20 protein-coding genes are annotated in these 25311 nt (G+C 67.7%); 9 read left to right on the top strand and 11 right to left on the bottom strand.

Annotated features, from left to right (window positions below):
- Nucleotides 1-234 precede the first annotated feature (234 nt).
- The 3 genes from JNG39_RS04950 to JNG39_RS04960 form a co-directional block, all read right to left on the bottom strand.
- On the bottom strand, nt 235-984 hold the full coding sequence (locus JNG39_RS04950; RefSeq protein WP_368310047.1) for a siderophore-interacting protein: 750 nt from the start codon (nt 982-984) through the stop codon (nt 235-237).
- On the bottom strand, nt 981-1589 hold the full coding sequence (locus tag JNG39_RS04955) for a PadR family transcriptional regulator (protein WP_368310048.1): 609 nt from the start codon (nt 1587-1589) through the stop codon (nt 981-983). Before JNG39_RS04955 ends, JNG39_RS04950 begins: the two co-directional genes overlap by 4 nt.
- 174 nt (nt 1590-1763) lie before the next feature.
- Complete coding sequence (locus tag JNG39_RS04960) at nt 1764-2720, bottom strand: thioredoxin family protein (protein WP_368310049.1); 957 nt, start codon at nt 2718-2720, stop codon at nt 1764-1766.
- A gap of 120 nt (nt 2721-2840) precedes the next feature.
- On the opposite strand from JNG39_RS04960, the gene JNG39_RS04965 reads away from it, so the two are divergent.
- Entirely contained in the window at nt 2841-4358 is a 1518-nt protein-coding gene (locus tag JNG39_RS04965) for a fumarate hydratase (RefSeq protein WP_368310050.1), read from the top strand.
- Between the two features lie 94 nt (nt 4359-4452).
- Here the strand turns inward: JNG39_RS04965 and JNG39_RS04970 are convergent, their stop codons facing one another.
- The 5 genes from JNG39_RS04970 to JNG39_RS04990 all read right to left on the bottom strand — a co-directional run bounded on the left by JNG39_RS04970 (nt 4453) and on the right by JNG39_RS04990 (nt 10116).
- Entirely contained in the window at nt 4453-5466 is a 1014-nt protein-coding gene (locus JNG39_RS04970) for an acetate/propionate family kinase (RefSeq protein ID WP_368310051.1), read from the bottom strand.
- Entirely contained in the window at nt 5463-7826 is a 2364-nt protein-coding gene (locus JNG39_RS04975) for a phosphoketolase (protein ID WP_368310052.1), read from the bottom strand. The genes JNG39_RS04970 and JNG39_RS04975 overlap by 4 nt, the downstream gene beginning before the upstream one ends.
- A gap of 72 nt (nt 7827-7898) precedes the next feature.
- A complete protein-coding gene (locus JNG39_RS04980; RefSeq protein ID WP_368310053.1) occupies nt 7899-8756 on the bottom strand; it encodes a restriction endonuclease in 858 nt (285 codons plus the stop codon).
- A gap of 44 nt (nt 8757-8800) precedes the next feature.
- Complete coding sequence (locus JNG39_RS04985) at nt 8801-9034, bottom strand: hypothetical protein (RefSeq protein ID WP_368310054.1); 234 nt, start codon at nt 9032-9034, stop codon at nt 8801-8803.
- Between the two features lie 47 nt (nt 9035-9081).
- On the bottom strand, nt 9082-10116 hold the full coding sequence (locus JNG39_RS04990; RefSeq protein ID WP_368310055.1) for an HDOD domain-containing protein: 1035 nt from the start codon (nt 10114-10116) through the stop codon (nt 9082-9084).
- Between the two features lie 64 nt (nt 10117-10180).
- Here JNG39_RS04990 and JNG39_RS04995 point away from each other — a divergent pair, with 64 nt between their 5' ends.
- Complete coding sequence (locus JNG39_RS04995) at nt 10181-11035, top strand: pseudouridine synthase (RefSeq protein ID WP_368310056.1); 855 nt, start codon at nt 10181-10183, stop codon at nt 11033-11035.
- Nucleotides 11036-11256: 221 nt separating this feature from the next.
- Nucleotides 11257-12654, top strand: a complete 1398-nt coding sequence (locus JNG39_RS05000; protein ID WP_368310057.1) for an MFS transporter — start codon at nt 11257-11259, stop codon at nt 12652-12654.
- Nucleotides 12655-12766: 112 nt separating this feature from the next.
- On the opposite strand, the gene aat is transcribed toward JNG39_RS05000, so the two are convergent.
- The 3 genes from aat to trxB are packed head-to-tail and all read right to left on the bottom strand — an operon-like array spanning nt 12767 to nt 15613.
- Nucleotides 12767-13477 (bottom strand): leucyl/phenylalanyl-tRNA--protein transferase, encoded by a 711-nt coding sequence (gene aat, locus JNG39_RS05005; protein WP_368310058.1) that lies wholly within the window; start codon nt 13475-13477, stop codon nt 12767-12769.
- Nucleotides 13474-14607 carry a GNAT family N-acetyltransferase gene (locus JNG39_RS05010; RefSeq protein ID WP_368310059.1) on the bottom strand — a complete coding sequence of 378 codons (1134 nt, stop codon included), beginning with the start codon at nt 14605-14607 and terminating at the stop codon, nt 13474-13476. Before JNG39_RS05010 ends, aat begins: the two co-directional genes overlap by 4 nt.
- A gap of 40 nt (nt 14608-14647) precedes the next feature.
- Nucleotides 14648-15613, bottom strand: coding sequence for a thioredoxin-disulfide reductase (trxB, locus tag JNG39_RS05015; protein ID WP_368310060.1), 966 nt, complete (start codon nt 15611-15613; stop codon nt 14648-14650).
- A 163-nt stretch (nt 15614-15776) separates the two neighbouring features.
- Here trxB and JNG39_RS05020 point away from each other — a divergent pair, with 163 nt between their 5' ends.
- The 6 genes from JNG39_RS05020 to JNG39_RS05045 all read left to right on the top strand — a co-directional run bounded on the left by JNG39_RS05020 (nt 15777) and on the right by JNG39_RS05045 (nt 24914).
- Nucleotides 15777-18125: a DNA translocase FtsK gene (locus JNG39_RS05020; protein ID WP_368310061.1), complete on the top strand. Its 2349-nt coding sequence runs from the start codon at nt 15777-15779 to the stop codon at nt 18123-18125.
- A gap of 4 nt (nt 18126-18129) precedes the next feature.
- Nucleotides 18130-18558 carry a hypothetical protein gene (locus tag JNG39_RS05025; RefSeq protein WP_144913955.1) on the top strand — a complete coding sequence of 143 codons (429 nt, stop codon included), beginning with the start codon at nt 18130-18132 and terminating at the stop codon, nt 18556-18558.
- Between the two features lie 32 nt (nt 18559-18590).
- Nucleotides 18591-19238, top strand: a complete 648-nt coding sequence (gene lolA, locus JNG39_RS05030; protein ID WP_247374668.1) for an outer membrane lipoprotein chaperone LolA — start codon at nt 18591-18593, stop codon at nt 19236-19238.
- A gap of 282 nt (nt 19239-19520) precedes the next feature.
- Nucleotides 19521-22193, top strand: a complete 2673-nt coding sequence (locus JNG39_RS05035) for a DUF2339 domain-containing protein (RefSeq protein ID WP_368310062.1) — start codon at nt 19521-19523, stop codon at nt 22191-22193.
- Entirely contained in the window at nt 22183-23520 is a 1338-nt protein-coding gene (locus JNG39_RS05040; RefSeq protein ID WP_368310063.1) for a DUF3999 family protein, read from the top strand. The genes JNG39_RS05035 and JNG39_RS05040 overlap by 11 nt, the downstream gene beginning before the upstream one ends.
- 65 nt (nt 23521-23585) lie before the next feature.
- Nucleotides 23586-24914, top strand: coding sequence for a replication-associated recombination protein A (locus JNG39_RS05045; protein ID WP_368310064.1), 1329 nt, complete (start codon nt 23586-23588; stop codon nt 24912-24914).
- Nucleotides 24915-25311: the final 397 nt, after the last annotated feature.

Below are 25311 nucleotides of genomic sequence, written 5' to 3' on the forward strand. Positions count from 1 at the left end.
GTGTTCTTGGTGGTGGTGGATTAAGGGTTGTGCACGAAATGCGAAGAGCCGTAGCCACGCTGGCGCGAAAACCCGTTGCATGGCGCTGGGTTCCTGCGTGCGCAGGAACGACTAGCGGCCATCGCTTTCGCACATACACGGTGGAAGAAGTGGCGACAACGACAAAGCCGTCGCTCCCGCGTACGCGGGAGCCCAGCGCCTCGGTCGACGGGCTGGCGACGGTGTCCCATCGAATCAAGCTTGCCAGTAACCCGTAGCCTTTACCCACTCCTTGTCGATCCCCCGCGTCTCGACCAGCGTCGACCGCAGCGTCCGCGCCCGTTTCGATTCCAGCGCTACCCACCAGAACGTATCGCCCTCCGGAAGCGCCATCGAGGCCAGCACGTCGTCCAGCGACGGCGACTGGCCGCGGATGAACCAGCGGGTCTCGCGGGCCATGGCCTGGCGCTCGTCGGGGGAGGCGATCTCGGCAAGCACCGTGACGTTCGTGTCCGCGGGCATCTCCTCGAGCCAGCGCCCCATGGCGGGCAGGGCGGTCTCGTCGCCCACCAGCACGTAGTGGTCGTAGTCGTCGGGTACGATCATCGAACCACGCGGACCGCCCACGCCGAGGCGGTCGCCCGGCTTGGCCTGTTCCGCCCAGGTGGACGCCGGGCCCTCGCCGTGGATCACGAAGTCGATGTCCAGTTCGAGGCTTTCCGGCCGGAAACGCCTAGGCGTGTAGTCGCGCGAGGGCGAGGGTTCCTTGCCTTCAGGATAGACGGGGCCGTCGGGCCCCATCGTGGGCATGTTGAATTCGCCCGTCGCCGTCGGAAAGAACAGCTTGACGTGGTCATCGGGCGACGCGGAAGGAAACCCCTCCAGTTCCGGCCCGTGCACCGTGACGCGCACCATGTGCGGCGTGAGCCGTTCCACCCGAGTCACCTCGAGGATGCGCATCTTCAGCTCGTGGCGAACACGGCGGATCTCGTGCTTTTGGCTCATCCCTGGCGCTCCGCGATGGCCTTCGCCGCCGAGGCGACGATGGCGGCGACGCGCTTGATCTCGGCGTCGTCCCAGCTCTTGTGGTGGTTGAGCAACTGGTGCTTAAGCCCGTGCATCGCCTCGCGCACCGCTTCGGGCACGCCCATGCGGCGCATGTGCCGCGACATCACCTGCAGGCGTTCGGTAAGGGCTTCGAGGTTGTGCCGGTTCTCGTCGAGGAAGACCTTGCCCTCGTCGGTGATGGCGTAGAGCTTCTTGCCGCCGGTCTCGGCCTCGACGCGGGCGTAGCCCAGCTCTTCGAGCATGGTGAGGGTGGGATAGATGGCGCCGGGGCTGGGGCTGTACTGGCCGTCGAACATCTCCTCGATGGTGCGGATCAGTTCGTAGCCGTGGCGGGGCTGCTCCTCGATGAGGGCGAGCAGCAGCAGGCGCAGGTCGCCGGTGCCGAACATGCGGCCGCCGAAGCGCCCGCCGCCGCCGCGGCCACCGCGCATGCCGTCACGCTCGTCGAAGCCGAAGGGACCGCCGCCGAAACGGCCGCCGCCGCGACCCATCGCGGCCATGTGCTCGTGGAAGTGGCGCCGGGCATGGTGGAAGAAATGCATGGGTGCTCTCCGATATATCGTACGTAGTGTTCGTACGATATATCTTAAGAAACACTCTTGGCAAGTCTCGATCGCCGATGAATCGGCTCCTACCAAGCGCGGGATGGCGAGCCGCCGCGTCCTGCTCCGTAGGAGCCGCTTCAGCGGCGATAGCCAACGAAGCGGTGAAGCGGCTTACCCAAAGGTAAACGTGAAGGCATGGAAGTTCGCCTTCGGCACCTTGATGGTCAGCACGTGGTCCTTGTAACCATCCCCGTCGAACAGGGTGTACAGCATGGATTTCTGCACGGTCACCGGCGCCTGCGGCTTGCCGTCCACGGCCACTTCGATGGTGATCGGATCATTGGCGCTGGCCACCATGTGCACCTTTTTCGCCTTGAAGTGCAGGCGGATCTCGCCGCTCGGGCCGATCAGGCTGGCGTTCTCGCGGCCGATCTCCCAGCGCCCCACCAGGGCGAACCGGTTGAGGTCCAGCCGCGACGGCGCGGTGAAGTCGCGCGTGCCGGTGCGGTCGCCCTCGGGACTGGCGTTGTTCTGGCTGCGGTCGCTGCCGAAGTACATCTCCGGCGAGCCCAGCTGGCGGAAGTCGGGCGCGTCCTTGTCCGTGCCGCCTTTATCCTCCAGCCGGGGCAGGCCGAGCAGGGTGCGGATGGCGTTCTCCATCTCCATGTAGTTGCCCTCGCCGTAATGGTGGGCGATGACGTTGCCGCGCTGGTCGACGAGATACTCCGCCGGCCAGTACTTGTTGTCCCAGGCGTCCCAGGTTTCCAGGTCGTTGTCCTGGGCCACGGGGTAGTGGATGCCGAACTGCTTGATGGCGTCGCGGACGTTCGCTTCCTGCTTCTCGAAGGGGAATTCGGGCGAGTGCACGCCCACCACCACCAGGCCCTTGTCCTTGTACTGGTCGTACCAGCGGGTGACGTGGGGCAGGGTGCGCAGGCAGTTGATGCAGGAATACGTCCAGAAATCGATCAGCACGACCTTGCCGCGCAGCGACTTCATGGTGAGCGGCTTGGAGTTCTGCCAGGCGGCGATGCCGGCGAATTCCGGCGCCGTCTGCGCCGCGAACGCGGGCAGGGCGGCGGCCAGCAGGGCGACGGCGAACAGGGCCTTGCGGAAGAGGTGGCGCATGGAAACTCCGTGGTTCTCAGGGGGTACGGCCAAGGAGACCGGACGACAGGGCGCCACCTTACACCGGTCGGGTGCGCTAAAATCGGCGCTTTGCCAGCCCCCGCGAGCCAGCGTACCGCCATGACCTCGATCAAGCAGGACGACCTCATCCAGAGCGTCGCCGACGCCCTCCAGTACATCTCCTACTACCACCCGGTGGATTACATCCGGAACCTCTCCGCGGCCTATGAGCGCGAGGAATCCCCGGCCGCGAAGGACGCCATCGCGCAGATCCTCATCAACTCGCGCATGTGCGCCGAAGGCCACCGGCCCATCTGCCAGGACACCGGCATCGTCACCGTCTTCCTGAAGATCGGCATGAACGTGCGCTGGGACGATGCCACCATGGGCGTCGAAGAGATGGTGAACGAGGGCGTGCGCCGCGCCTACAACCACCCGGACAACAAGCTGCGCGCCTCCGTGCTGGCCGATCCGGCCGGCAAGCGCATGAACACGCGCGACAACACGCCGGCCGTGATCAACGTGTCCGTGGTGCCGGGAAATACGGTGGACGTCATCGTCGCCGCCAAGGGCGGCGGTTCGGAAGCCAAGTCGAAGTTCGCCATGCTCAACCCGTCCGACTCCATCGTCGACTGGGTGCTGAAGACCGTGCCCACCATGGGCGCCGGCTGGTGCCCGCCGGGCATGCTCGGCATCGGCATCGGCGGTACCGCCGAAAAGGCGATGCTGCTGGCGAAGGAGTCGCTGATGGAGCCCATCGACATCGTCGATCTCATCGCCCGCGGTCCGTCCAATCGCGCCGAAGAGCTGCGCCTGGAGCTGTACGAGAAGGTCAACGCGCTCGGTATCGGCGCGCAGGGCCTGGGCGGCCTCACCACCGTGCTCGACATCAAGGTGAAGGATTACCCCACCCACGCCGCCAACCTGCCGGTGGCGATGATCCCCAACTGCGCCGCCACGCGCCACGCGCATTTCGTGCTCGACGGCTCCGGCCCGGTCGCGCTCGATCCGCCGTCGCTGGACGATTGGCCGAAGCTCACCTACGATGCGTCCAAGGGCCGTCGCGTGAACCTCGACACGATCACCCGCGAGGAAGTGGCCAGCTGGAAGCCGGGCGAGGTGATCCTGCTCAACGGCAAGCTGCTCACGGGCCGCGACGCCGCGCACAAGCGCATGATCGACATGCTCAACCGCGGCGAGACGCTGCCGGTGGATTTCACCAACCGGTTCATCTACTACGTGGGCCCGGTCGATCCGGTGCGCGACGAGGTGGTCGGCCCCGCCGGTCCCACCACGGCCACGCGCATGGACAAGTTCACGCGCCAGATGCTGGAGACCACGGGCCTGCTCGGCATGGTCGGCAAATCCGAGCGCGGCCCGACGGCCATCGACGCCATCCGCGACAACAAGGCCGTTTACCTCATGGCCGTGGGCGGTGCCGCGTACCTCGTGTCGAAGGCGATCAAGGCCTCGCGCGTACTGGCCTTCGAAGACCTCGGCATGGAGGCGATCTACGAGTTCGAGGTGAAGGACATGCCGGTGACCGTGGCGGTGGATAGCCAGGGCACGTCGGTGCACCAGACGGGGCCGAAGGAATGGCGCACGAAGATCGGCAAGATTCCGGTCGTCGTGGAGTAAGAGCTCGCCGATACGATCGGCTCCCACCCCTTCGGCAGCCATGTTTACGTGGCCTGCCTACCGAAGGGGTGGGAGCCGATCGTATCGGCGAACGCTACGAAGCGAGGCGAAAAGCATGCCTCGCGATCTGTTCGTCCTCTTCGGTCGGCACCACGCGACTGTCGACATCCCCGATCCACTGCAGCCCGGCAAGGATCGCATCGCGCGTCACCGCATCGTTCTCGCCGATGCCTCCGGTGAAAACGAGCAGATCCAGCCCGCCCAGCGAAGCGACCATCCCCGCCACCTGCTTGCGCGCCACGTGCACGAATACGTTCTGCGCGAGTCGCGACGCCTCGTTACCCATCGCATGCAGCTTGCGCATGTCGCTGGTGCCGCCAGATAGTCCCTTCAAGCCCGACTCGCGATCCACCAGCGTCTCCAGCTTCACCGCGTCGTAGCCCTTCTCACGCATCAGGTAGAGCAGCACGCCCGGATCGAGATCGCCGGGCCGTGTGCCCATCACGAGGCCACCGGTCGGCGTCAGCCCCATCGTGGTATCCACCGACTTTCCGTCGAGCACGGCACACAGGCTCGCACCGTTGCCCAGGTGCGCGATCACCGTACGCGACGGCAAGGCATCGCCGAGCTGTCGCACGATGGATTCGTATGACAGCCCGTGGAACCCGTACCGTTCGATGCCGCCCTCGCGAAGCTCGGCGGGCAAGGGCAAGGTCTTCGCCACGATCGGCAGGCTCGCGTGGAACGCCGTATCGAAACACGCCACCTGCGGCACGCCCCGGAACGCCTCGCGTGCGCGCTTCACCATGGCGAGCGCGGGTGGCACGTGCAACGGCGCGAAGGCACGGGCTTCTTCCAGTCGCTCCATCAAGGCATCGTCGATCCTCGCGTGCTCGCGCACGTTCGGGCCGCCATGCACCAGCCGGTGCCCGATGGCCTCGGGCGGAGGCATGGCGCGTTCGCGCAGCGTCGCGAGCACGGCTTCCATGGCATCGTCGCCGGGCGCGTCGGTCTGTTCCGCCAGCAAGGCGTCGCAGCGATCGCCGTCCACCCGGTACATCCCGTATTTCAGCGACGACGATCCCGCGTTGAGCGCAAGAACGATCACGATTCGGCCTTCCATTGCCAGTCGCGCACCTCGGGAAGGTCCTGCCCGTGCTCGCTCACGTACAGCTTGTGGCGTTGGATGTCCGACCAGTAGCGCTGCGCGGCCTTCTCGCGCTGGTCCGCGAATCGCGGCACGCGGTTGATCACGTCCAGCGCCAACTGGAAACGATCCATGTTGTTGAGCACCATCATGTCCAGCGCGGTGGTGGTGGTGCCTTCTTCCTTGTAGCCGCGCACGTGGATGTTGTCGTGGTTGTGCCGCCGGTAGGTGAGCTTGTGGATGATGCCGGGATAGCCGTGGAAGGCGAAGATCACCGGCTTGTCCTTGGTGAACAGGGCATCGAACACGTCGTCGTCCATGCCGTGCGGGTGCTCCTCGGGCTGCTCCAGCGACATGAGGTCCACCACGTTGACCACGCGGATGCGGATGTCCGGCACGTATTCGCGAAGCAGCATCACGGCGGCCAGGATTTCCACCGTGGGCGCGTCGCCCGCGCAGGCCATCACCACGTCCGGATCGTCGCCGCCGCGACCGGCCCATTCCCAGATGCCCGCGCCCGCCGCGCAATGGCGCACGGCGCTTTCCATGTCGAGCCACTGCCAGTCGGGCTGCTTGCCCGCGACGATCACGTTCACGTAATGCCGGCTGCGCAGGCAATGGTCGGCCACCGACAGCAGGCAGTTCGCATCCGGTGGCAGGTAGATGCGCACGATCTCGGATTTCTTGTTCGCCACGTGGTCGATGAAACCCGGATCCTGGTGGGAGAATCCGTTGTGGTCCTGGTGCCACACATGAGAACTGAGCAGGTAGTTGAGCGAGGGGATCGGCGGCCGCCACGACATCGTGCGCGTGACCTTCAGCCACTTGGCGTGCTGGTTGAACATCGAGTCGACGATATGGATGAAGGCCTCGTAGCACGAGAAGAATCCATGCCGCCCCGTGAGCAGGTAGCCTTCGAGCCAGCCCTGGCACTGGTGCTCGCTAAGCATTTCCATCACGCGCCCGTCCGGGGCGAGATCGGTGTCCACGTCTTCGTAGTCGCCAAGCCAGGTCTTGGGGCTGGCCTCATACACGGCCTCGAGTCGGTTCGACGCCGTCTCGTCGGGACCGAACAGGCGGAAGGTGGTCATGTTCCGTCGCATCACCTCGCGCAGGAAGCGTCCGAGCACGCGCGTGGCCTCGGCCTTGTGGTAGCCGGGCGACGTCACCTTTTCGGCGAAATCCTGGAAATGCGGCATGTGCAACGGCTTGGAGAGGATGCCGCCGTTGGCGTGCGGGTTCATGCCCATGCGGCGCCGGCCGGTGGGCGCGAGCGAGGCGAATTCCTCGCGGAAGCGGCCGCCTTCGTCGAACAGCTCGTCGGCCTCGTAGCTCTTCATCCAGTCTTCGAGGATCTTCACGTGCTCGTCGTTCTCGAACTTCGCTATGGGCACCTGGTGCGCGCGCCAAGTGCCTTCCACCGGCTTGCCGTCGACCTCTTTCGGCCCGGTCCAGCCTTTCGGCGAACGCAATACGATCATCGGCCAGCGCGGCCGCTTCGCCTGGGCGGCATCGCCTTCGCGGGCGTTTTTCTGGATGCGTGCGATCTCGTCCAGGCAGCGATCCAACGCCGCCGCGAAGGCCTGGTGCATCGGCTCGAACTCGTGCCCTTCGACGAAATGCGGCTCGTAGCCATAGCCGCGCATGAGGTCGCGCAGCTCGTCAGGTTCGATGCGCGCGAGCACGGTGGGATTGGCGATCTTGAAGCCGTTCAGATGCAGGATGGGCAACACCGCGCCGTCGCGGGCCGGATTCAGGAACTTGTTCGAATGCCAACTCGTCGCCAGCGCGCCCGTTTCGGCTTCGCCGTCGCCCACGGTGCAGGCCACCACGAGATCGGGATTGTCGAACGCCGCGCCGAACGCATGCGAGAGGGAGTAGCCCAGTTCGCCGCCCTCGTGAATGGAGCCGGGGGTTTCCGGCGCCACGTGGCTGGGAATGCCGTAAGGCCAGGAGAACTGGCGGAACAGTTCGCGCATGCCCGCGGCGCTGCGGTCGATGTGCGGGTAGATCTCGGTGTAGGAGCCTTCCAGGTAGGTATGCGCCACCAGGCCAGGGCCGCCGTGGCCGGGGCCGATGACGTAGATCATGTCGAGGTCGCGCTCGACGATGGCCCGGTTCAGATGCGTGTAAATGAAATTGAGGCCGGTGGTCGTGCCCCAGTGGCCGAGCAGTCGGTGCTTGATGTGCTCGCGGGAGAGCGGTTCGTCGAGCAGGGGGTTGTCGCGCAGGTAGATCTGCCCGACGGAGAGATAATTGGCGGCGCGCCAATACGCGTGCATGCGCCGCAGCAGGTCGGGCGAGAGCGTCTTCTCGTTCATGGAGGCTTCCGGAGGCGGACGGGCTCCGGAAAGCCTAGGCCCGCGCGGATGGCGGGCACGTGAAACCCTCCCTTACCGGGAGGCGCCGACCTCGCGGGTGTTCTGCTCCATCACCTGCATGCCGTTCTCGACTGGCGGGTGCGTTTCGTGGCGGGGCGTGGACGATTCGCGCAGGCGTGCCCGGGCCGCGAGTTCGCGCGAGGCGTCGTCGGCCGGGCGGATGGCGCGCACCGTTCCGGAGGCCGTCGCAGGCCGGGCAGCCGACGTCGTCGGCGAAGGGGTGGGGGCCGGATTCGAATCGACCGCCATGCCGGCTCCGGTGGTTCCGTGGGGATCCACCGTCGAAGCCTCCGGGCTGCGGGGATGGCTCATGCGCCAGCCCAGCACGCCGAGGAGCAGCAGGATGACGATGCCCAGTCCCACCGGCAGCAGCCGGGACGACCCCATCGACGATCGCGACGAGCGGCGCTTCACCCGAGGGGCCTTGCGCGCCGTGGGCGTGGCCCCCGCCGGGCTTTCCAGGTGATCGGGCAGCTTCAGCATCACCCGCAGCAGGTCGCCGTCGACGAGCTGCAATCGCGGCTGGCGCCGGGCGAGCGCCTGCGCATGGCTGTCGAACCGGCCGCGCGTGACGAGGATGCCCCCGGTGGAGGCCTCGTGGAGCATCATGCTCAGCAGTTCACTCACTTCCTGGGCACCGACTTCGGATGCGTCCCAGTGGCGGCACTGCACGATCAGCGATTCGTTGCCGCGTCGAAGGCGAAGATCGATGCCGCTTCCCAGGGCCTTCAACGACGGCGCGGGAGCGGCCAGCTCCACGCGATACCCCTGGTCGCGATAGTGCTCGGAAAGGTGGTGCTCGAAATCCTGCCAGCCCAGGCGCGTGAGCGCGTCCTTGGTGCCGGCGGGAGAGGGTGGCGCCGCGAACATGTGGAATGACCTGCCTGGGTATCCCGCCCATGATACCCACCGCCTCAATCCGCGGCGAGCATGGCGTCCACCGCACGCTCGATCTGCTCCGGGGTGGCGCTGGGATGCACGACCACGCAGCAGCCGCCTTCGACGGCGGTATGCGTGGCGACCGGGCAACAGACCTTGCCGTCGTCGGCGCGTAGCGCCGGCGGCGTCGGTCGGGGCGAGTCGTAGTGGCGGAGGAAGCGCTGTCCGTCCTGCGGCCCGCCGGCCATGATCGTGAGCCATTGGTACATGGCCGAAGTATTACGGGAGCCCGGCGGGGCCTGAGGCGCCTTTTCGGCTACGACGGTACGCCGGCGGACGCGGAGCCGCGCAGCTCGTCGCGGCAGGCCGTCAGGCTCGACTGGCTGATGCCCTGCTGGGCGGTCGCGCGCAACCCGGCATCGCTTTCGGCCAGGCCCTGCTCGACCAGCACGTCGAGCATCGCCAGGCGGCTGCCCGCGAGCAGCACGCGCCCCAGCGGCGTGCGTGCGCCCGCATCCGCCGGGTCGGCGCGTTCGGCGAGCGCCTGCACCACGCGCGAGGGGAGCGCCCAATGCCGTGCCGCGTGGAGGGAAATCCGTTCCACCTGCTGGGCGATGGCGGCGACGAAGGCCCGGCTGTGGTCGAGCGTGGCCGTGTCGTCGCGACGCGCGAGTTCCTGGAGCATCACCTGGACACCGGCCTGGCTGACCAGGCCGGCCAGGTAGGCTTCCAGGGCATCGCCGCGCTTGCGATCGAGGAAGGTGCACGCCTGGGCGCAACGTTCGGCATGCTCCCAGAGGCGCTCGGCCGCCTGCCGACTCGTCGGCGCGGTTCCATCGCACAACACCGATCGCATCGTCACCCGCACCATCGCGCGGTGCAGGCCATCCTGGCCGAGCAGGGCCACGACCTGGGACAGGCCGATGACCGGCCGCGTGGCACCGTCGCGCGGATGATTCGCCGCCTGGATCACCTCCGCCATCAACGACCGGTCGCTTTCGACCTGGGTCAGCAGGGCGCGCGCATCGGGGCCGTCGCCGCGAAGCGAACGCATGAGCGTCGGAAGCACGGGGTGGGCACGGGGCAGGGCGCCGGGATCGACGCGTTCGCCGCCGAACGCGTCGCGCACGCGCCGCAACACCGCCTGCTCCGCGGACGAGAGCGACCCCAGCGACGACGGCGGAAATCCGAACACGAGACGGTAGAACCGATCCTCGATATCGGCCGCATGGAGAACGCCCGCGGGAGGTGCGGCATCGCCATCCGGAGGCGGCAGCGACAACGGCCCGGAAAGGCCGGACGGTGCGGGGGGACGGCGGCCGAACCACTTCCTGAAGAACCGGCCGATCACGGCGCTTCCTCGCGTCATGGGGGATTGGGCGGGAGTATATGCCGGGCGTTCTACAATGCATCACATGACTTTCGTTCCATCCAGTCGGCTTGTGCTTCCGTCGGGCCAGTGGCGCACGCTGCTCGATTTCCTGGGCGAGCGGTTTCCCGCCGTGTCGCGCACGGAATGGCTCGACCGGATGGCGCGGGGCACGGTGCGGGTCGACGGCGAGCCGGTCGATTCGCAAGGCATCTACAGCCCGGGCGCGACGCTGACTTACCGGCGCGAGGTGCCCGACGAACCGCGCATTCCGTTCGAGGAAACCCTCGTCCACGTCGACGATGACCTCGTCATTGCCGACAAACCGCATTTCCTTCCGGTGATGCCGGCGGGAGCGCACGTGGAAGAAACCCTGTCGGTTCGGCTGGCGCGGCGACTGGGCAATCCCGACCTGGTGGCCTTGCACCGGCTCGATCGCGACACGGCCGGGCTGGTGGTGTTTTCGGCAAGGCCTTCCAGCCGCGATGCGTATACGGCGCTGTTTCGCGACCGGCGGATCGCGAAGGTCTACGAAGCCGTCGCGCCGCCGATGCCCGATCGCGCGTTTCCTTTCGAATACGCCAGCCGCCTCGAGCGTGGCGAGCCGTTTTTCCGCATGCGGGAAGTGGAAGGCGTGCCCAACGCCACCACGCGGGTGGACGTGATCGAGCGCGACGGCGAGCGATGGCGCTATCGCCTGGAGCCGGTCAGCGGGCGCAAGCATCAGTTACGCGTGCACATGGCGGCGCTGGGTGCGGCGATCGAAGGGGATCCGTATTACCCCTGCCTGACGGAGAGGGTGGGATTCGAGCGCCCGTTGCGGCTGCTGGCGCGGGAGCTGCGCTTCGTCGATCCGTTGAGCGGGATGGAGCGGGTGTTTCGTAGTGAGAGGCGGTTGTGATCTCCGAAGCCTCGTCGTCGGTCAGGCCCGTTCGCCGATGCGATCGGCTCCCACCCCTTCGGTAGCCACGCTGCGGACGCTCGCCGATGAGGCTCCTACCGAAGGGGTGGGAGCCGACCGTGTCGGCGAATCCTGCGAAGCGCTGACTTGCGGGTGTGGCCCGGGGCTCACGTCGTGACGCCGGGTTTCCATAAGCGCGCCCCAGGCGCAAAATACGCGCAATGACCCCCGCTCCCGGCTTCCGCACCGTCGCCCTGATCATCGCCAGCGCGATGTTCATGGAACAGCTGGACGGCACCATCCTCGCCACCGCGCTTCCCGCCATGGCCGACTCGTTCGATGTGTCGCCGCTGCACATGAGCGTGGCGCTCACCTCGTACATGCTGAGCCTCGCGGTATTCATCCCGGCCAGCGGTGCCATCGCCGACCGCTACGGTTCGCGCAACGTCTTCCGCGCCGCCATCGCGCTGTTCACCCTCGGCTCGATCCTCTGCGGCATCTCCGGCAACCTCCCGTTGCTGGTGCTCTCGCGCCTGCTCCAGGGCGTCGGCGGCGCCATGATGGTGCCGGTGGGGCGCCTCGTGCTGCTGCGTTCGGTGCCGAAATCCGAACTGGTCAGCGCCATGTCGTGGCTGCTGGTGCCCGCGCTCATCGGTCCCGTGGTGGGCCCGCCGCTGGGTGGTTTCATCGTCACCTGGGTGTCGTGGCGCTGGATCTTCTACATCAACGTGCCCATCGGCCTGGCGGGCATCTGGCTCGCCACGCGCTACATCCCCGACGTGCGCATGCCGACCACGGGGCGGTTCGACCGCGTTGGCTTCGTGCTGTCGGGGGGGGCGCTCTCGTGCATCGTGTTCGGCCTGGAAATGGCCAGCCGCGGCGCCACCTCGGCGTTGGGGTCGTACGGCCTGATCGCCGCGGGCCTTGCCGTGGGCGCGGTCTACGTGTGGTATTCGCGCCGCGTGGAGAATCCCATCCTCGACCTGTCGCTGATGCGTTTCACCACCTTCCGCCTCTCGGTGATCGCGGGCTCGCTCACGCGCATCACCGCGGGTTCGGTGCCGTTCCTTTTGCCGCTGATGATGCAGCTGGGCTTCGGCCTGTCGGCGGCGCACAGCGGCGTGGTCACCTTCGTCTCGGCACTGGGCGCGATGCTGATGAAGGCCACGGCGGCGCCCGTGCTGCGCATATGGGGGTTCCGCGCCACGCTCATCTGGAACGGCGTGCTGTCGATGGTGTGCATTGCCCTATGCGCGGCGTTCCGCCCCGACTGGCCGTTGTGGACGATCTACACGATCCTGCTGCTGGGCGGCTTCTTCCAGTCGCTGCAATTCAGCGCGTACAACACCGTGGCCTATGCCGACGTGCCGAGCGAGCGGTTCTCGTCGGCGACGAGTTTCTACACGACGTTCCAGCAGTTGATGCTGTCGCTCGGTATTTGCGTGGCCGCCGCCGCCCTGCATGCCTCGGTGGTGTGGCACGGGCGCGAGCATGCGCAGTTGCCCGATTTCAGCGTGGCCTTCCTGGTGGTGACCTTCGTGTCGCTCATCGCGGCGCCGGTGTGCGCGCTGTTGCCGAAGAACGCGGGGGCGGAGATGAGCGGCCATCGGTCGCACTGACATCTCGCGGAGCCCTGCACTTGCTCGGTAGGAGCCGCTTCAGCGGCGATGCGAGTTCGCGACACGGTTAGGGATCGCCGATGAATCGGCTCCTACCGAGCATAGGTTCCCGTCAGGGTAGCGACACGGGATACCGGAGCCACGACCCCACCACCCCCGGCATCGCCGATAGCCGTCGCGCCTGCGCCACGAAGTCCTTCCGCGGCAACTCCACCGCCCCCATGCTCAACAGGTGCGAATTGGTCACCTGCGCATCGAGCAACGGAAATCCCCACCCGTTCAACAACCGGCACAATCCCGCCAGCGCTACCTTCGAGCCGCCGGTGCGCGCCGAAAACATCGATTCGCCGCAGAACAGGCGACCCACGGCCACGCCGTAGATGCCGCCGACCAGCGAGCCGCGGTCCCACACCTCCACGCTATGCGCATGCCCCAGCCGATGCAGCTCCTCGTAGGCGGCGATCATGTCCGCGCCGATCCACGTCCCCGGCTGGCCGTTGCGCGGCGCGGCGCAGGCGCGCATCACGCGGCCGAACGACGTATCGGCGGTGAGCCGCCATCCCGAGCGATCGATCATCTTGCGCAGGCTGCGACTGATGTGGACGCCGTCGGTACGAAACACGCAACGCGGGTCGGGGGACCACCAGAGGATCGGCTCGTCTTCGTTGAACCACGGAAACACGCCTTGACCGTACGCGGCGAGCAGGCGTTCAGGGGAAAGATCGCCACCCCAGGCGAGCAGCCCGTTGGGCTCGTCCAGGGCGCTCTCCGGCATGGGAAACAGGCCGGGACGCGTGGGATGCAACTGGGGCAGGCGGATCATCGGTTCGCGTAGGGCGAGTGGGTGAGCAGTTCCGCGCGATAGGCCTCGCGATGCCGGGCCTCCGCGACCAGCGCCTCGGCCACCGCACGGCGGAAGCCGTCATGCGCGATGTAGTGGCGCGAGTGGGTCAGCGTGGGCAGGAAGCCGCGGGCCAACTTGTGCTCGCCCTGGGCACCGGGTTCGACACGGGCCAGGCCTTCGCGGATGGCGTATTCGATGCCCCGGTAATAACAGAGCTCGAAATGCAGGCCCGATACCTCGACGCTGGCACCCCAGTAGCGGCCATAAAGCGTGTCGCCACCACGCAGGAACAGTGCCATGGCGACGATGTCGTGTTCGTCGCGCGCCATTGCCACCTGCACGTTCGCGCCCATGGCGTGGCCGAGGTGGCGGAAGAAGCGCGAGGTGAGGGCGGCGTGGTTGCCCTTCATGTCGAAGGTCAGTTCGTAGAGCGCGTGGATCTGCCGCCATTCCGCGTCGCCCAGCGTATCGCCGCCACGCATCTCCAGCGTCAGCCCGGAGGCCTGCGCGTAGCCGCGTTCCTGGCGGATGTTCTTGCGCTTCTTGGCGGTGAGTGCGGCGAGGAAATCGTCGAAATCGGCATAACCGCGGTTGTGCCAATGGAACTGGTAGTCGGCGCGCGCTAGCCAGCGTTCGTCGAAGGCGTCGAGGTCGGTCTCGGGGAGGAAATTGGCATGCACCGACGACAGGCCCAGGCGGTCGGCTTCGGCGACCAGCGCGGCGGTCAACTGGCGGCGCAACGCATCGGCATCGGCACCCGGACGCACGAGCAGGCGCGGGCCGGGCACGGGCGAGTAGGGCGAGGCGACGAGCAGCTTGGGGTAATAGTCGCCACCTGCGCGCTCCCAGGCGGCGGCCCAGCTCCAGTCGAAGACGAACTCGCCGTGCGAGTTGCCCTTGAGATAGGTGGGCGCGGCGGCGACGATGCGCTCGCCGTCGAAGATCGCCAGGTGGTACGGCCGCCAGCCGTAATCCTCGCGCAGGCAACCCTGGGCCTCCATCCCGGCCAGGAATGCGTGGGATACGAAAGGGTTGCCGTCCGGGACCATGGCGTCCCAGTCGGATGGCGCGATGCCGGAGAGGCCGTCGAGGAAACGGATTCCGTTCATGCCGGAGATGGCCCCGCGTGGGGTGCGCGGGGCCTGGCCATCACGGGTTGATCGGCATTTGCTGGTCGAGCCAGCGCTCGGCGTCCAGTGCCGCCATGCAGCCGAAGCCGGCCGAGGTGATCGCCTGGCGGTAGACGTGGTCGGCCACGTCGCCAGCCGCGAACACGCCTTCCACCGAGGTGGCCGTGGCCATGCCGCCCAGGCCCGACTTGATCTGGATGTAACCGTCCTTCATGTCGAGCTGGCCCTCGAAGATGCCGGTGTTGGGCGTGTGGCCGATGGCCACGAAGAAGCCCTGCACCTCGATGTCGCGCTTGGCGCCGGTGTTGACGTCCTTCACGCGCACGCCGTTCACGCCGGAGTCGTCGCCCAGCACTTCGTCGATCTGGTGGTTCCACACCAGCTCGATCTTGCCGGCCGCGGCCTTCTCCATGAGCTTGTCCTGCATGATCTTCTCGGCGCGCAGCTTGTCGCGGCGGTGCACGAGGTAGACCTTGCGGGCGATATTGGAGAGATAAAGCGCTTCTTCTACGGCCGTGTTGCCGCCGCCGACCACGACCACGTCCTGCTCGCGGAAGAAGAAGCCGTCGCAGGTGGCGCAGGCGGACACGCCGCGGCCCTTGAACTTCTCCTCCGAGGCGATGCCCAGGTACTTCGCCGTGGCGCCGGTGGTGACGATCAGCGCGTCGGCGGTGTACTCGCCGCTGTCGCCCTTGAGGGTGAACGGACGCTTGGAGAGATCCACCTTGTGGATATGGTCGAACACCATCTCGGTTTCGAAGCGCTCGGCGTGCTCCGCCATGCGGCGCATGAGCTCCGGACCCTGCACGCCCTTTTCGTCGCCCGGCCAGTTGTCCACCTCGGTGGTGGTCATCAGCTGGCCACCCTGCTGCAGACCGGTGACCATGGTCGGCTTGAGGTTGGCGCGCGCCGCGTAGACCGCCGCCGTGTAGCCGGCGGGACCGGAGCCTAGGATCAGCAGGCGGCTGTGCTTGGGGGTGCTCATGTATAATCCTTGGGTTAATTAAAGCGTAACGTGCGGATTCATCTCGTCGCCCGCGCGTATCTGGCCCGCAAGAATGGGGAACAGGCGGGCATGATTCAAGGCACCCTTGGGGTGCCGACCGTGGCATGATGCCGCGAATAGTCCATTTCGAGGTCGGTGGTAAGTGGCGCGCAGCGCGAAAGTCGTTAAGAAACAGGCCAAGGCCCAGGTCAAGGCCCAACGCGAAGGACTGAGCGACGAGCTCAAGCGCCGGCTGCGCGAGGCCGGGGCACTCCTGCTGCTCCCCATCGCCCTCTATCTGTTGGTGTGCCTGCTCAGCTACAACGACCAGGACCCCAGCTGGGGCCACATGGGCGTGACCGAGCGCGCCACCAATTTCGGCGGCGCCGTGGGCGCCAACATCGCCAACCTCCTGCGCTACATCTTCGGCCTGGTGGCGTACTGCTTTCCGCTGCTCCTGCTGGCCCTCGGCATCCGGGTGATCCGCCACCGCGGAGAGCGCGACGTGCAGCCGTGGGAGCCGTCGTTGCGGCTGATCGGCTTCGTCTTCTTCTTCATCACGGCGCCCGCGCTGGTCTACCTGAACGTCGATTCTCCCGTGCTGCCCGAAGGGCCTGGCGGCATCGTCGGCAAATGGGTGGGCCGTGGGCTGCACGGCGCCTTCGGCGACAAGGGCGCGCCCCTGCTGTTGCTGGCGGTGTGCCTGGTGGCGGTGACGCTGGCCACCGGCCTGTCGTGGTTCAAGCTGATGGACGCGACCGGCGAGCTGGTGGTACGCGTCGGCGGCTGGTTCGGCGGCAAGGTGCGACAGGCGCCCGAAGTCATGGCCGCCCGCACCGCCCGCGCCGAGCGCGAGGTGGTGAAAAAGGCCGAGGCCGTGAAGCAGGCCAAGCGCGAACCCGTGCGCATCGAGGCGCCGGTCGCCTCCGTGGTGGCCAAGAGCGAGCGCGCCACCCGCGAAAACCAGATTCCGCTGTTCACCGGCGCGTCGATGGACGGCGAGCTGCCGCCGCTGTCGCTGCTCGACGAAGCCCCGCCGCAGGGCCCGGGCTATTCGGAAGAAACCCTCGAGGTGCTTTCCCGCCAGGTGGAACTCAAACTGCGCGACTTCCGCGTGGAAGCCCGCGTGATGGGCGTCTACCCCGGTCCGGTCATCACCCGTTTCGAGCTCGAACCCGCCGCCGGCGTGCGCGGCAGCCAGGTCTCCAGCCTCGACAAGGACATCGCCCGCGGCCTCTCCGTGGTGAGCGTGCGCGTGGTCGACGTCATCCCGGGCAAGAACGTCATCGGCCTGGAAATTCCCAACACCAAGAAGCAGATCGTCTATCTCTCCGAGATCCTGCGTTCGGAGCGCTACGACCAGGTGAAGTCGCCCCTGGCGCTGGCCCTGGGCAAGGACATCGGCGGCAAGGCCGTGGTGGCCGACCTGGCGAAGATGCCGCACCTGCTCGTGGCCGGTACCACCGGCTCGGGCAAATCCGTGGCGGTGAACGCCATGGTGCTGAGCCTGCTCTACAAGAGCAGCGCGAAAGACGTGCGCATGATCATGATCGACCCGAAGATGCTGGAACTCTCGGTGTACGAGGGCATCCCGCACCTGCTCGCGCCGGTCGTCACGGATATGAAGGAAGCCGCCAACGCCCTGCGCTGGTGCGTGGCCGAGATGGAACGCCGCTACAAGCTCATGGCCGCGGTGGGCGTGCGCAACCTCGGCGGCTTCAACAAGAAGGTGAAGGAGGCGGAAAGCGCGGGCCAGCCGCTGCTCGATCCGCTGTTCCGTCCCAACCCCGACATGCCGGGCATGCAGGCCGAACCGCTCGAGCCGCTGCCGCACATCGTCATCATCATCGACGAATTCGCCGACATGATGATGATCGTCGGCAAGAAGGTGGAAGAACTCATCGCCCGCCTCGCGCAGAAGGCGCGCGCGGCCGGCGTGCACCTCATCCTCGCCACCCAGCGTCCCTCGGTGGATGTCATCACCGGCCTCATCAAGGCCAACATCCCCACGCGCATCGCGTTCCAGGTGTCGTCGAAGATCGACTCGCGCACGATCCTGGATCAATCCGGCGCGGAAGCGCTGCTCGGTCACGGCGACATGCTCTACCTGCCGCCGGGCACGGCCACCCCCGAGCGCGTGCACGGCGCCTTCGTGGACGATCACGAGGTGCACAACGTGGTGGAGTGGCTGCGCGCGCAGGGTTCGCCCAACTACATCGAGGGCGTGCTCGAAGAGGTGCAGTCCACCGCCGACGGCAAGATCATCAGCGACTCCGGCCTGCCGCAGGACGCCGACGGCGATGGCGACAGCGACAACGCGCTCTACGACCGCGCCGTGCGCGTGGTCACCGAAACGCGACGCGCATCCATCTCCGGCGTGCAGCGCCACCTGCGCATCGGCTACAACCGCGCCGCCCGCCTCGTCGAACAGATGGAGCAGGACGGCATCGTCAGCGCGCCGCAGCACAACGGCAATCGTGAAGTGCTCGCGCCGCCGCCCCCGAAGGACTGATTCCATGAACGCCATCACGCCGGGAGCGCTTCGCCAGCGTCCCTGGAGCCTGCTCGTCACCGGCGAGTTCGCGCCCACCCCCGAAGTGCTCGACGAGATCGAGAGCGTGTTCGAGCTGAACCCGGCCATTCCCGGGCTCGAGCTGCGCGCCGACGACGGCCGCCAGTGCACCGTGCTTCGCGAGTATCCCGCCGGGCATACGGCCGAGGTGGACGACGCGCTGGAGGTGATCTTCGCCGAGCAGTCCGAGATCGCCGAGATCGTGGTGCTGGGCCAGGAAGCCCGTCCCGCGCACGTCGCCACCCGCGAGGCGCCGTTCTGGCACCGCGACGGCAAGGCCATCGCCGAGATCAGCGACCGCATGCAGGCGGGCGAGATCAGCCCCGGTGAGGCCATCGACATGCTTAAGTCCTTGTTCGAGACCGATCGCTGACAATCCGCGCCGCCCTCCACGGAAAACCGCCCATGAAACGCCTGCTGCTCGCCGCGACGCTGCTCCTGACCTGCCTTCCGGCCTTCGCCGCCGGCCCGGCGCGTGAGCGCCTCGACGCCTTCGCCAAGGGTCTGCACTCGATCACGGGGCGGTTCAGCCAGACGCTGTCCAACGCCAACGGCGATCCGGGCAAGTCGAGCACGGGCACGCTGGCGCTGCAGGCGCCGCGCCAGTTCCGCTGGGAGACCACGGCGCCGTACAAGCAGACCATCGTGGCCGACGGCAGCCGCGTGTGGCTGTACGACCCCGACCTGGAACAGGTGACGGTGCGCAAGCAGAGCAGCGAAGAGGCGCAGAGCCCGCTTACGGTGCTTACCGATCTTTCCCTGATGGATCGCGATTTCAAGGTGACCGAGCAGGGCGAACACGACGGTCTGCAGTGGCTGCGCCTGAAGTCGACCAGCAAGGACCCGCAGTTCGACTACGCCGACCTCGGCTTCGACGCGTCGGGCCTCGCGCGCATGGTGTTCAAGGACCAGCTCGGCAACACCACCACCATCCAGTTCGCCGGTTGGCAGAAAAACGCCCCCGTGCCGGCCGACACCTTCAACTTCGTGCCGCCCCAGGGCACCGACGTGATCGGCGACCAGCCGGTACTCCAGACCCAGCCGGTGCATTGAATCGCTCAAGCTGAAGCCCTGGCATCACTGCTTCGTCGGTTCGCCGATGCGATCGGCTCCCACCCCTCCGGTAGGAGCGTCCTGCGGTGCTCCGTCCAGGAATCGTGCGGAGCGGAAGGCCCGGCGTCATTGCTTCGTTGGCTATAGCCGATGCGATCGGCTCCCATCCCTCCGTAGAAGCCTTGCTACCGAAGGGGTGGGAGCCGATCGTATCGGCGATAGCTACGAAGCGATTTCATGCCAGACTGCGCCCGACATCGGACGTGGTCGAGGGACAAAGGCATGTACGTTCTCTTCGGAATCATCGGCGCGATCGTCGGCGCCTTCGTGGGGCAGGGTGTTGCAGGGGGTGTGGCCGGATTTGCCATCGGCGTGCTTTGGGCGCGCACCTCGCGGCTGCGCAACGATCTCGACGAAGCCCTGCGTCGCCTCGGTGACAAACCGGCCCCCGCACCGATCCGGGAGCGACTCGACGAGCAGCCCGTCACGCCGGTTGCCTGGCCCGACAACCCGGCGCCCGCACCTCGGCCTATCGTCCCTCCACCGATGCCGGTCGCCGAGCCCGTAGCCGCCTACGAGCCCCCTCCGGCACCCGCGCCGTCCATACCGGCAGGCCCCAGCATCGGCGATCGCATCGCCACGGCCATCAAACGCTGGTTCACCGAAGGCAACGTGCCGGTCAAGGTCGGCATGCTGGTGCTGTTCGCCGGCGTGGCCGCCTTCCTCAAATACGCCACCGACGCCGGCCTGCTGCACATCCCCCTTCCCGTGCGCCTCATCATCGTGGCCTTGCTCGCCATCGCGGGCGTCGCCTTCGGCTGGATCCAGCGCGACAAGCGCCGTGCCTTCGCACTCTCGCTGCAAGGCGGTTCCATCGGCGTGCTGGTGATGACGGTGTTCGTCGCCTATCGCCTGTACGCGCTCATCGATTCGCTACCCGCGTTCGTGCTGCTGGTGATCTTCGTGGGCGGCCTCGGCGTGCTCGCCGTGCTGCAGGACGCACTCGCATTGGCCGTGCTCGGCCTGGTGGCGGGTTTCGCCGCGCCGATCATCGCGTCGAGCGGGCAGGGCAGCCACGTGGTGTTGTTCACCTACTACGCCGTGCTCAACCTCGGCATCCTCGGCATCGCATGGAAGAAGGCCTGGCGCGTGCTCAACGTGCTCGGCTTCGTCGCCACCTTCGGCGTGGGCACCGCATGGGGCGTGCTGCGCTATTCGCCCGGGTTGTTCGCCAGCACCGAGCCCTTCCTCGTGCTGCATTTCCTGCTTTATCTCGCCGTGCCCTGGCTGCACGTGCTGCGCTCGCCCGACCAGCGCAAGGCGATCCTCGACGGCTGCCTGATGTTCGGCAATCCCATCGCCTGCCTCATCCTGCAAGCGGCCTTGCTCGACTGGCAACCGATGCCGCTGGCGATCTCCGCCATCGTCGCCGCGGCCCTCTACGTAGGCATCGCGTTCGCCGTCCGGCATCGCGACGACATGCGCCTGTTGCGCGACACCTGGGCCGTACTCGCCGTGGCCTTCGCCACGGTGGCCGTGCCGTTGGCGCTGAGCGCGAGCGCCACGGCCGCGGTGTTCGCCTTGGAAGGCGCGGGACTCATCTGGCTCGGTTTCCGCCAGTCGCGCCCGTTGCCACGCTGGACCGGCGTGCTGTTGCAGGTGGTGGCGGCCGCCGCTTGGTCGATGGCCGTGATGTTCGACAACCAGCACGATGCCTGGCCGCTCATCAACGGCCATTTCCTCGGCGCCGTATTGATCGTGGCGGGCGCCGCCGTCGGCGCCTGGCAGTTCGACCACCATGGCCGCTCGCAAGGCATGTCGAGCCTCGCCCGCGTGGGTCTGGCGTTGTGGGCGCTGGCGTGGTGGGGCATCGGCGTGGGTCGCGAGATCGACATCCACGCCGCCGGCGCCGCCGCCATCGCGGCATGGATCGCGCTGATCGGCGTCACGGCGTGGCCCGTGGCCGAAGCCGGCCGTCGCGCGCGCAAGCTCGATCTCGGCGCGACCCTGGCCTTCATCGTGCCCGCGCTGTTCCTGCTCGGTATCGTGGTGCTCCAGGTGGCCGACTCGCGGAACACGCAGCCGCTCGCTGGGTATCCGCTGCTGGCCGTGGTCGCCACGGGCGTCGCGGGCTGGTTCGCGATGCGTGCGATCGTGCCGCACCCCGTCGCCGTGCTGAGCGCGAACGTACTCTGGTGGGCACGCTGGCTCGCCCTGGCGGCCGTGGCCACCGACGTCGCCTTCGGCGCGGGCGTGCCGTCGGTGGGCGCGGCGTGGATCACCGCGCTGTTCGTCGCGCCGACCCTGCTGCTGACGGCCTCCATCCTGTGGTGGCCGCGTCCGCTCGTGTCGCCCGTACCGGCACCGGCGAAAACGCTTCGCCTCGCCCTGGGCACCCTCTTGCTCGCCGGTACGGTCGTCATCGGCATCGCCCTGCTAGGTACGGCGGCAAGCTCGCGTCCGTTGCCGTTCGTGCCCGTGCTCAATCCTATCGACCTGCTGCTGCTCGCCGTGGTGGTGCTGGTGTTCCGCGCGCTCTCCGACACCGCGGTGCCCGCCGACATCCGTGTCGCGCGCCCGGTGGTGTTCGCCGTCTGCGTGTTCGCGGTGGCGACCAGCGCCACCCTGCGCTCCGTGCATCACCTGGGCGGCGTGCCCTGGGGCCCCGACCTGATGGCATCGAGCCTCGCGCAGCTCTCGCTCACGGTGGTGTGGAGCGCCATCGGCGTGCTCGCCTGGGTGGTGGGTTCCCGGCGAGGCCTGCGCATGCTCTGGCTCGCCGGTGCCTGCATCATGGCCCTGGTGCTGGCGAAGCTGCTGCTCGTCGACCGCGGTCACCTGGGCAACCTGTTCGGCATCGGCTCGTTCATGGCCTACGGCTTGCTGTGCACCCTCGTCGGTTACCTCGCCCCGGCCCCGCCGCGGCAGCCATCGGAGTCGCCCCATGCGTCGTGAGTGGCGTTTCGTTTCCCTCTTGCTCGGTGCCGTCGCCGTCGCGGCTCAGGCCGACCCGTCGCCGACGTTTGCATACGCCTACCCGTTGTCCGTGCCGCCCGGCGCCAGCGCCTACCTCGTGGAGCTTCCGCAGGATGCCTATCGTTGGGCCAGGCTCGACGGCGGTCTCGTCGACGTGATCGTGGAGGATGCCGACGGCCAGCCCGTGGCGATGGGGCCGTATACGTCGTCGATGCCCACCTCCCATCCGCTCACCGTCGACGTACCGCTGCGCGCGGTGCCGCCGGTGGCCGAAGGCATGGGAGGCCCGCGCATCCAGCGCAGCACCAACGGCGACATCGTGATCGAACCCGGCGCCGTGGCGGCGTCCGGCACGCCGCGCGAATGGCTGTTCGACGCACGCTCGCCCGTCGCCGCCGAGCGCCTGGCCTTCCCGCCGCCCGGCCGCGACGCCAGCCTCGCCGTGGACATCGACGGCAGCGCCAATCTCCAGGATTGGACGCCCATCGCGCGCCGTGTCTCCATCGTGACCCTGGGCCAGGGCGACGGCGCGGTGGACGCACGCGTGGTGACGCTCGCGGCCGCGCCATGGCGTTATTACCGCGTACGCGTGATCCAGGGCGACGCGCCATGGGATGCGAACGGCGGCGCGGCCGTGACGCTGTCCGGCACCGTGGTGGATGCCTCCACGAAAGACGAAGCCGACATGCGCTGGCTCGACGTGGCCGCCACCGGCGAAAAAGCCAGCGGGCAGGGCACCGATTACGACTACGAGCTTCCCGCCGCGCTGCCGCTGAGCCGCGCGCGCGCCAAGCTCGGCGCCGGCGACAACGTGGCCCGTCTCGACGTAGCCGCGGTGGCCGGCCCGATGACCGGCGAATCGCTGGGTACCATCGTGGTGACGCCAGGGCAGGCGGCGCAGCACGCGCTGGAAGTGTCTCCGGGCCGCCGCGGACATCTGCGCGTGCACACCTCCACGCCCCTGCGTGGGGCCCCGACGCTGAGCGTGGGCTGGCGTCCCGACCGCTTCGTCTTCCTGCCCGAAGGCAAGCCTCCCTATCGCCTGCTGGTCGGCAGCCGCACGGCCCGCCGGCCGAACTGGCCCATCGACGATGCCATCGCCGCCCTGCGCAAGGCCAACGGCGGCGACTGGCGCCCGGCCCCGGCCGTCGTCGGCCCCGGCGAGGAACGGGCCGGCCGCGAGGCCGTGGATGCGCCCGCGGCATCCTTCGACTGGACCCGGCCGCTGCTGTGGGTGGTGCTGCTGCTCGGTGCCGCCGTGGTGATCGGCATGGCCACGAGCCTGCTGCGCAAGAAGGGCCCCTAGGGGCATTGAGGCGCCATGCACGGCGAACGCGCGATAATGGGCGTTCACCGAATGCAGTGAGTCCCATGTTTTCCCAGTCTCCCGGCCTGTTCGCCGAACCCGAAGCGCTCAAGCCCCTGGCCGAACGCATGCGTCCGCGATCCCTCGACGAGATCGTGGGCCAGCAGCGCGTGGCGGGCGAGGGCAAGCCGCTGCGCCGCGCGCTGGAAGCGGGCAGGGTGCATTCGATGATCCTCTGGGGCCCGCCCGGCTGCGGCAAGACCACGCTGGCCCTGCTGGTGGCGCGCTACGCCGACGCGGACTTCCGCGCGATCTCCGCCGTGATGAGCGGACTGCCCGACGTGCGCAAGGCGCTGGCCGAAGCCGAAGGCAACTTCGCGCAGGGTCGCCGCACCGTGCTGTTCGTGGACGAGGTGCACCGCTTCAACAAGGCGCAGCAGGATGCCTTCCTGCCGTACATCGAACGCGGCGTGATCATCTTCGTGGGCGCCACCACGGAGAACCCCTCGTTCGAGCTCAACTCCGCGTTGCTCTCGCGCTGCCGCGTGCACGTGCTGGACGCGGTGAGCGCCGACGACATCGTGAGCGCGCTTCGCCGCGCGTTATCCGACAGCGAACGCGGCCTCGGCGACCTCGGCCTGGACGTGGACGACGCCACGCTCAAGCTCATCGCATCGGCGGCCGACGGCGACGTGCGCCGCGCGCTCACGCTGCTGGAAATCGCCGCCGAACTCGCCGAAGGCGGCCGCATCGACGACGCCACGCTCGAGCAGGTGCTGGCCGACCGCACGCGCCGTTTCGACAAGAGCGGCGAGCAGTTCTACGACCAGATCTCGGCACTGCACAAATCCGTGCGCTCGTCCGACCCCGACGCCGCCGTGTACTGGCTCACGCGGATGCTCGACGGCGGTTGCGATCCGCTCTACCTCGCGCGGCGGCTCACGCGCATGGCGGTGGAAGACGTGGGCCTTGCCGAGCCGCGCGCCTGGCGCATGGCCCTGGACGCGTGGGACACCTACGAGCGGCTCGGCAGCCCCGAAGGCGAACTCGGCCTCGCCCAACTCGCCATCTGGCTGGCCATCTCGCCGAAGAGCAACGCCGCGTACATGGCCTACAACAAGGCCCGCGAGGTGGTGAAGCGGATGGGTAGCCTCGACGTGCCCATGCACCTGCGCAATGCGCCCACCAAGCTCATGAAGGGCCTGGGCTACGGCAGCGGCTACCAGTACGACCACGACGTGGAAGGCGGCATCGCCCTCGACCAGCAATGCCTGCCCGACGAACTGGTGGGCACGGTGTTCTACGACCCCGTGGATCGCGGGCTGGAACTGAAGCTTCGGGAAAAGCTCACCGCACTTCGCGCGGCGCGCGCCGCCGCTCGCGAAAACGACTGAGGCGACCGGGATTCGCCGATACGATCGGCTCCCACCCCTTCGGTAGCAGGGTCTTGGCAGCCCCAAAGGGATGGAGAGCCCATTCGGTAACAAGTCTCCGTGACCTGCCTACCAAAGGGGTGGGAGCCGATCGTATCGGCGAACCCTGACGAAGCCGCCCATTCCCCAACCACCCACCGCCGTACAGGGATGGAGAGCCCGTTCGCTATCAAGGTCTCCATGACCTGCCCTACCAAAGGGGTGGGAGCCGATCGTATCGGCGAACCCTGACGAAGCCGCCCATTCCCCAACCACCCACTGCCTTACAAGGATGGAGAGCCCGTTCGCTATCAAGGTCTCCATGACCTGCCCTACCAAAGGGGTGGGAGCCGATCGTATCGGCGAACCCTGACGAAGC

The sequence above is a fragment of the Luteibacter sp. CQ10 genome, assembly GCF_040900725.1.
Taxonomy (GTDB): Bacteria; Pseudomonadota; Gammaproteobacteria; order Xanthomonadales; family Rhodanobacteraceae; genus Luteibacter.

Excerpts from the sequence above, each read along its gene's own strand:
- JNG39_RS04995 (WP_368310056.1), top strand. The coding sequence starts at position 10,181 with ATGACTTTCGTTCCATCCAGTCGGCTTGTGCTTCCGTCGGGCCAGTGG.
- JNG39_RS04975 (WP_368310052.1), bottom strand. The coding sequence starts at position 7,826 with ATGAACGAGAAGACGCTCTCGCCCGACCTGCTGCGGCGCATGCACGCG.
- JNG39_RS04965 (WP_368310050.1), top strand. The coding sequence starts at position 2,841 with ATGACCTCGATCAAGCAGGACGACCTCATCCAGAGCGTCGCCGACGCC.
- lolA (WP_247374668.1), top strand. The coding sequence starts at position 18,591 with ATGAAACGCCTGCTGCTCGCCGCGACGCTGCTCCTGACCTGCCTTCCG.
- JNG39_RS05025 (WP_144913955.1), top strand. The coding sequence starts at position 18,130 with ATGAACGCCATCACGCCGGGAGCGCTTCGCCAGCGTCCCTGGAGCCTG.
- JNG39_RS05010 (WP_368310059.1), bottom strand. The coding sequence starts at position 14,607 with ATGAACGGAATCCGTTTCCTCGACGGCCTCTCCGGCATCGCGCCATCC.
- JNG39_RS05000 (WP_368310057.1), top strand. The coding sequence starts at position 11,257 with ATGACCCCCGCTCCCGGCTTCCGCACCGTCGCCCTGATCATCGCCAGC.
- JNG39_RS05035 (WP_368310062.1), top strand. The coding sequence starts at position 19,521 with ATGTACGTTCTCTTCGGAATCATCGGCGCGATCGTCGGCGCCTTCGTG.
- JNG39_RS04950 (WP_368310047.1), bottom strand. The coding sequence starts at position 984 with ATGAGCCAAAAGCACGAGATCCGCCGTGTTCGCCACGAGCTGAAGATG.
- aat (WP_368310058.1), bottom strand. The coding sequence starts at position 13,477 with ATGATCCGCCTGCCCCAGTTGCATCCCACGCGTCCCGGCCTGTTTCCC.
- trxB (WP_368310060.1), bottom strand. The coding sequence starts at position 15,613 with ATGAGCACCCCCAAGCACAGCCGCCTGCTGATCCTAGGCTCCGGTCCC.
- JNG39_RS05045 (WP_368310064.1), top strand. The coding sequence starts at position 23,586 with ATGTTTTCCCAGTCTCCCGGCCTGTTCGCCGAACCCGAAGCGCTCAAG.
- JNG39_RS04955 (WP_368310048.1), bottom strand. The coding sequence starts at position 1,589 with ATGCATTTCTTCCACCATGCCCGGCGCCACTTCCACGAGCACATGGCC.
- JNG39_RS05040 (WP_368310063.1), top strand. The coding sequence starts at position 22,183 with ATGCGTCGTGAGTGGCGTTTCGTTTCCCTCTTGCTCGGTGCCGTCGCC.
- JNG39_RS04960 (WP_368310049.1), bottom strand. The coding sequence starts at position 2,720 with ATGCGCCACCTCTTCCGCAAGGCCCTGTTCGCCGTCGCCCTGCTGGCC.
- JNG39_RS04985 (WP_368310054.1), bottom strand. The coding sequence starts at position 9,034 with ATGTACCAATGGCTCACGATCATGGCCGGCGGGCCGCAGGACGGACAG.
- JNG39_RS04980 (WP_368310053.1), bottom strand. The coding sequence starts at position 8,756 with ATGTTCGCGGCGCCACCCTCTCCCGCCGGCACCAAGGACGCGCTCACG.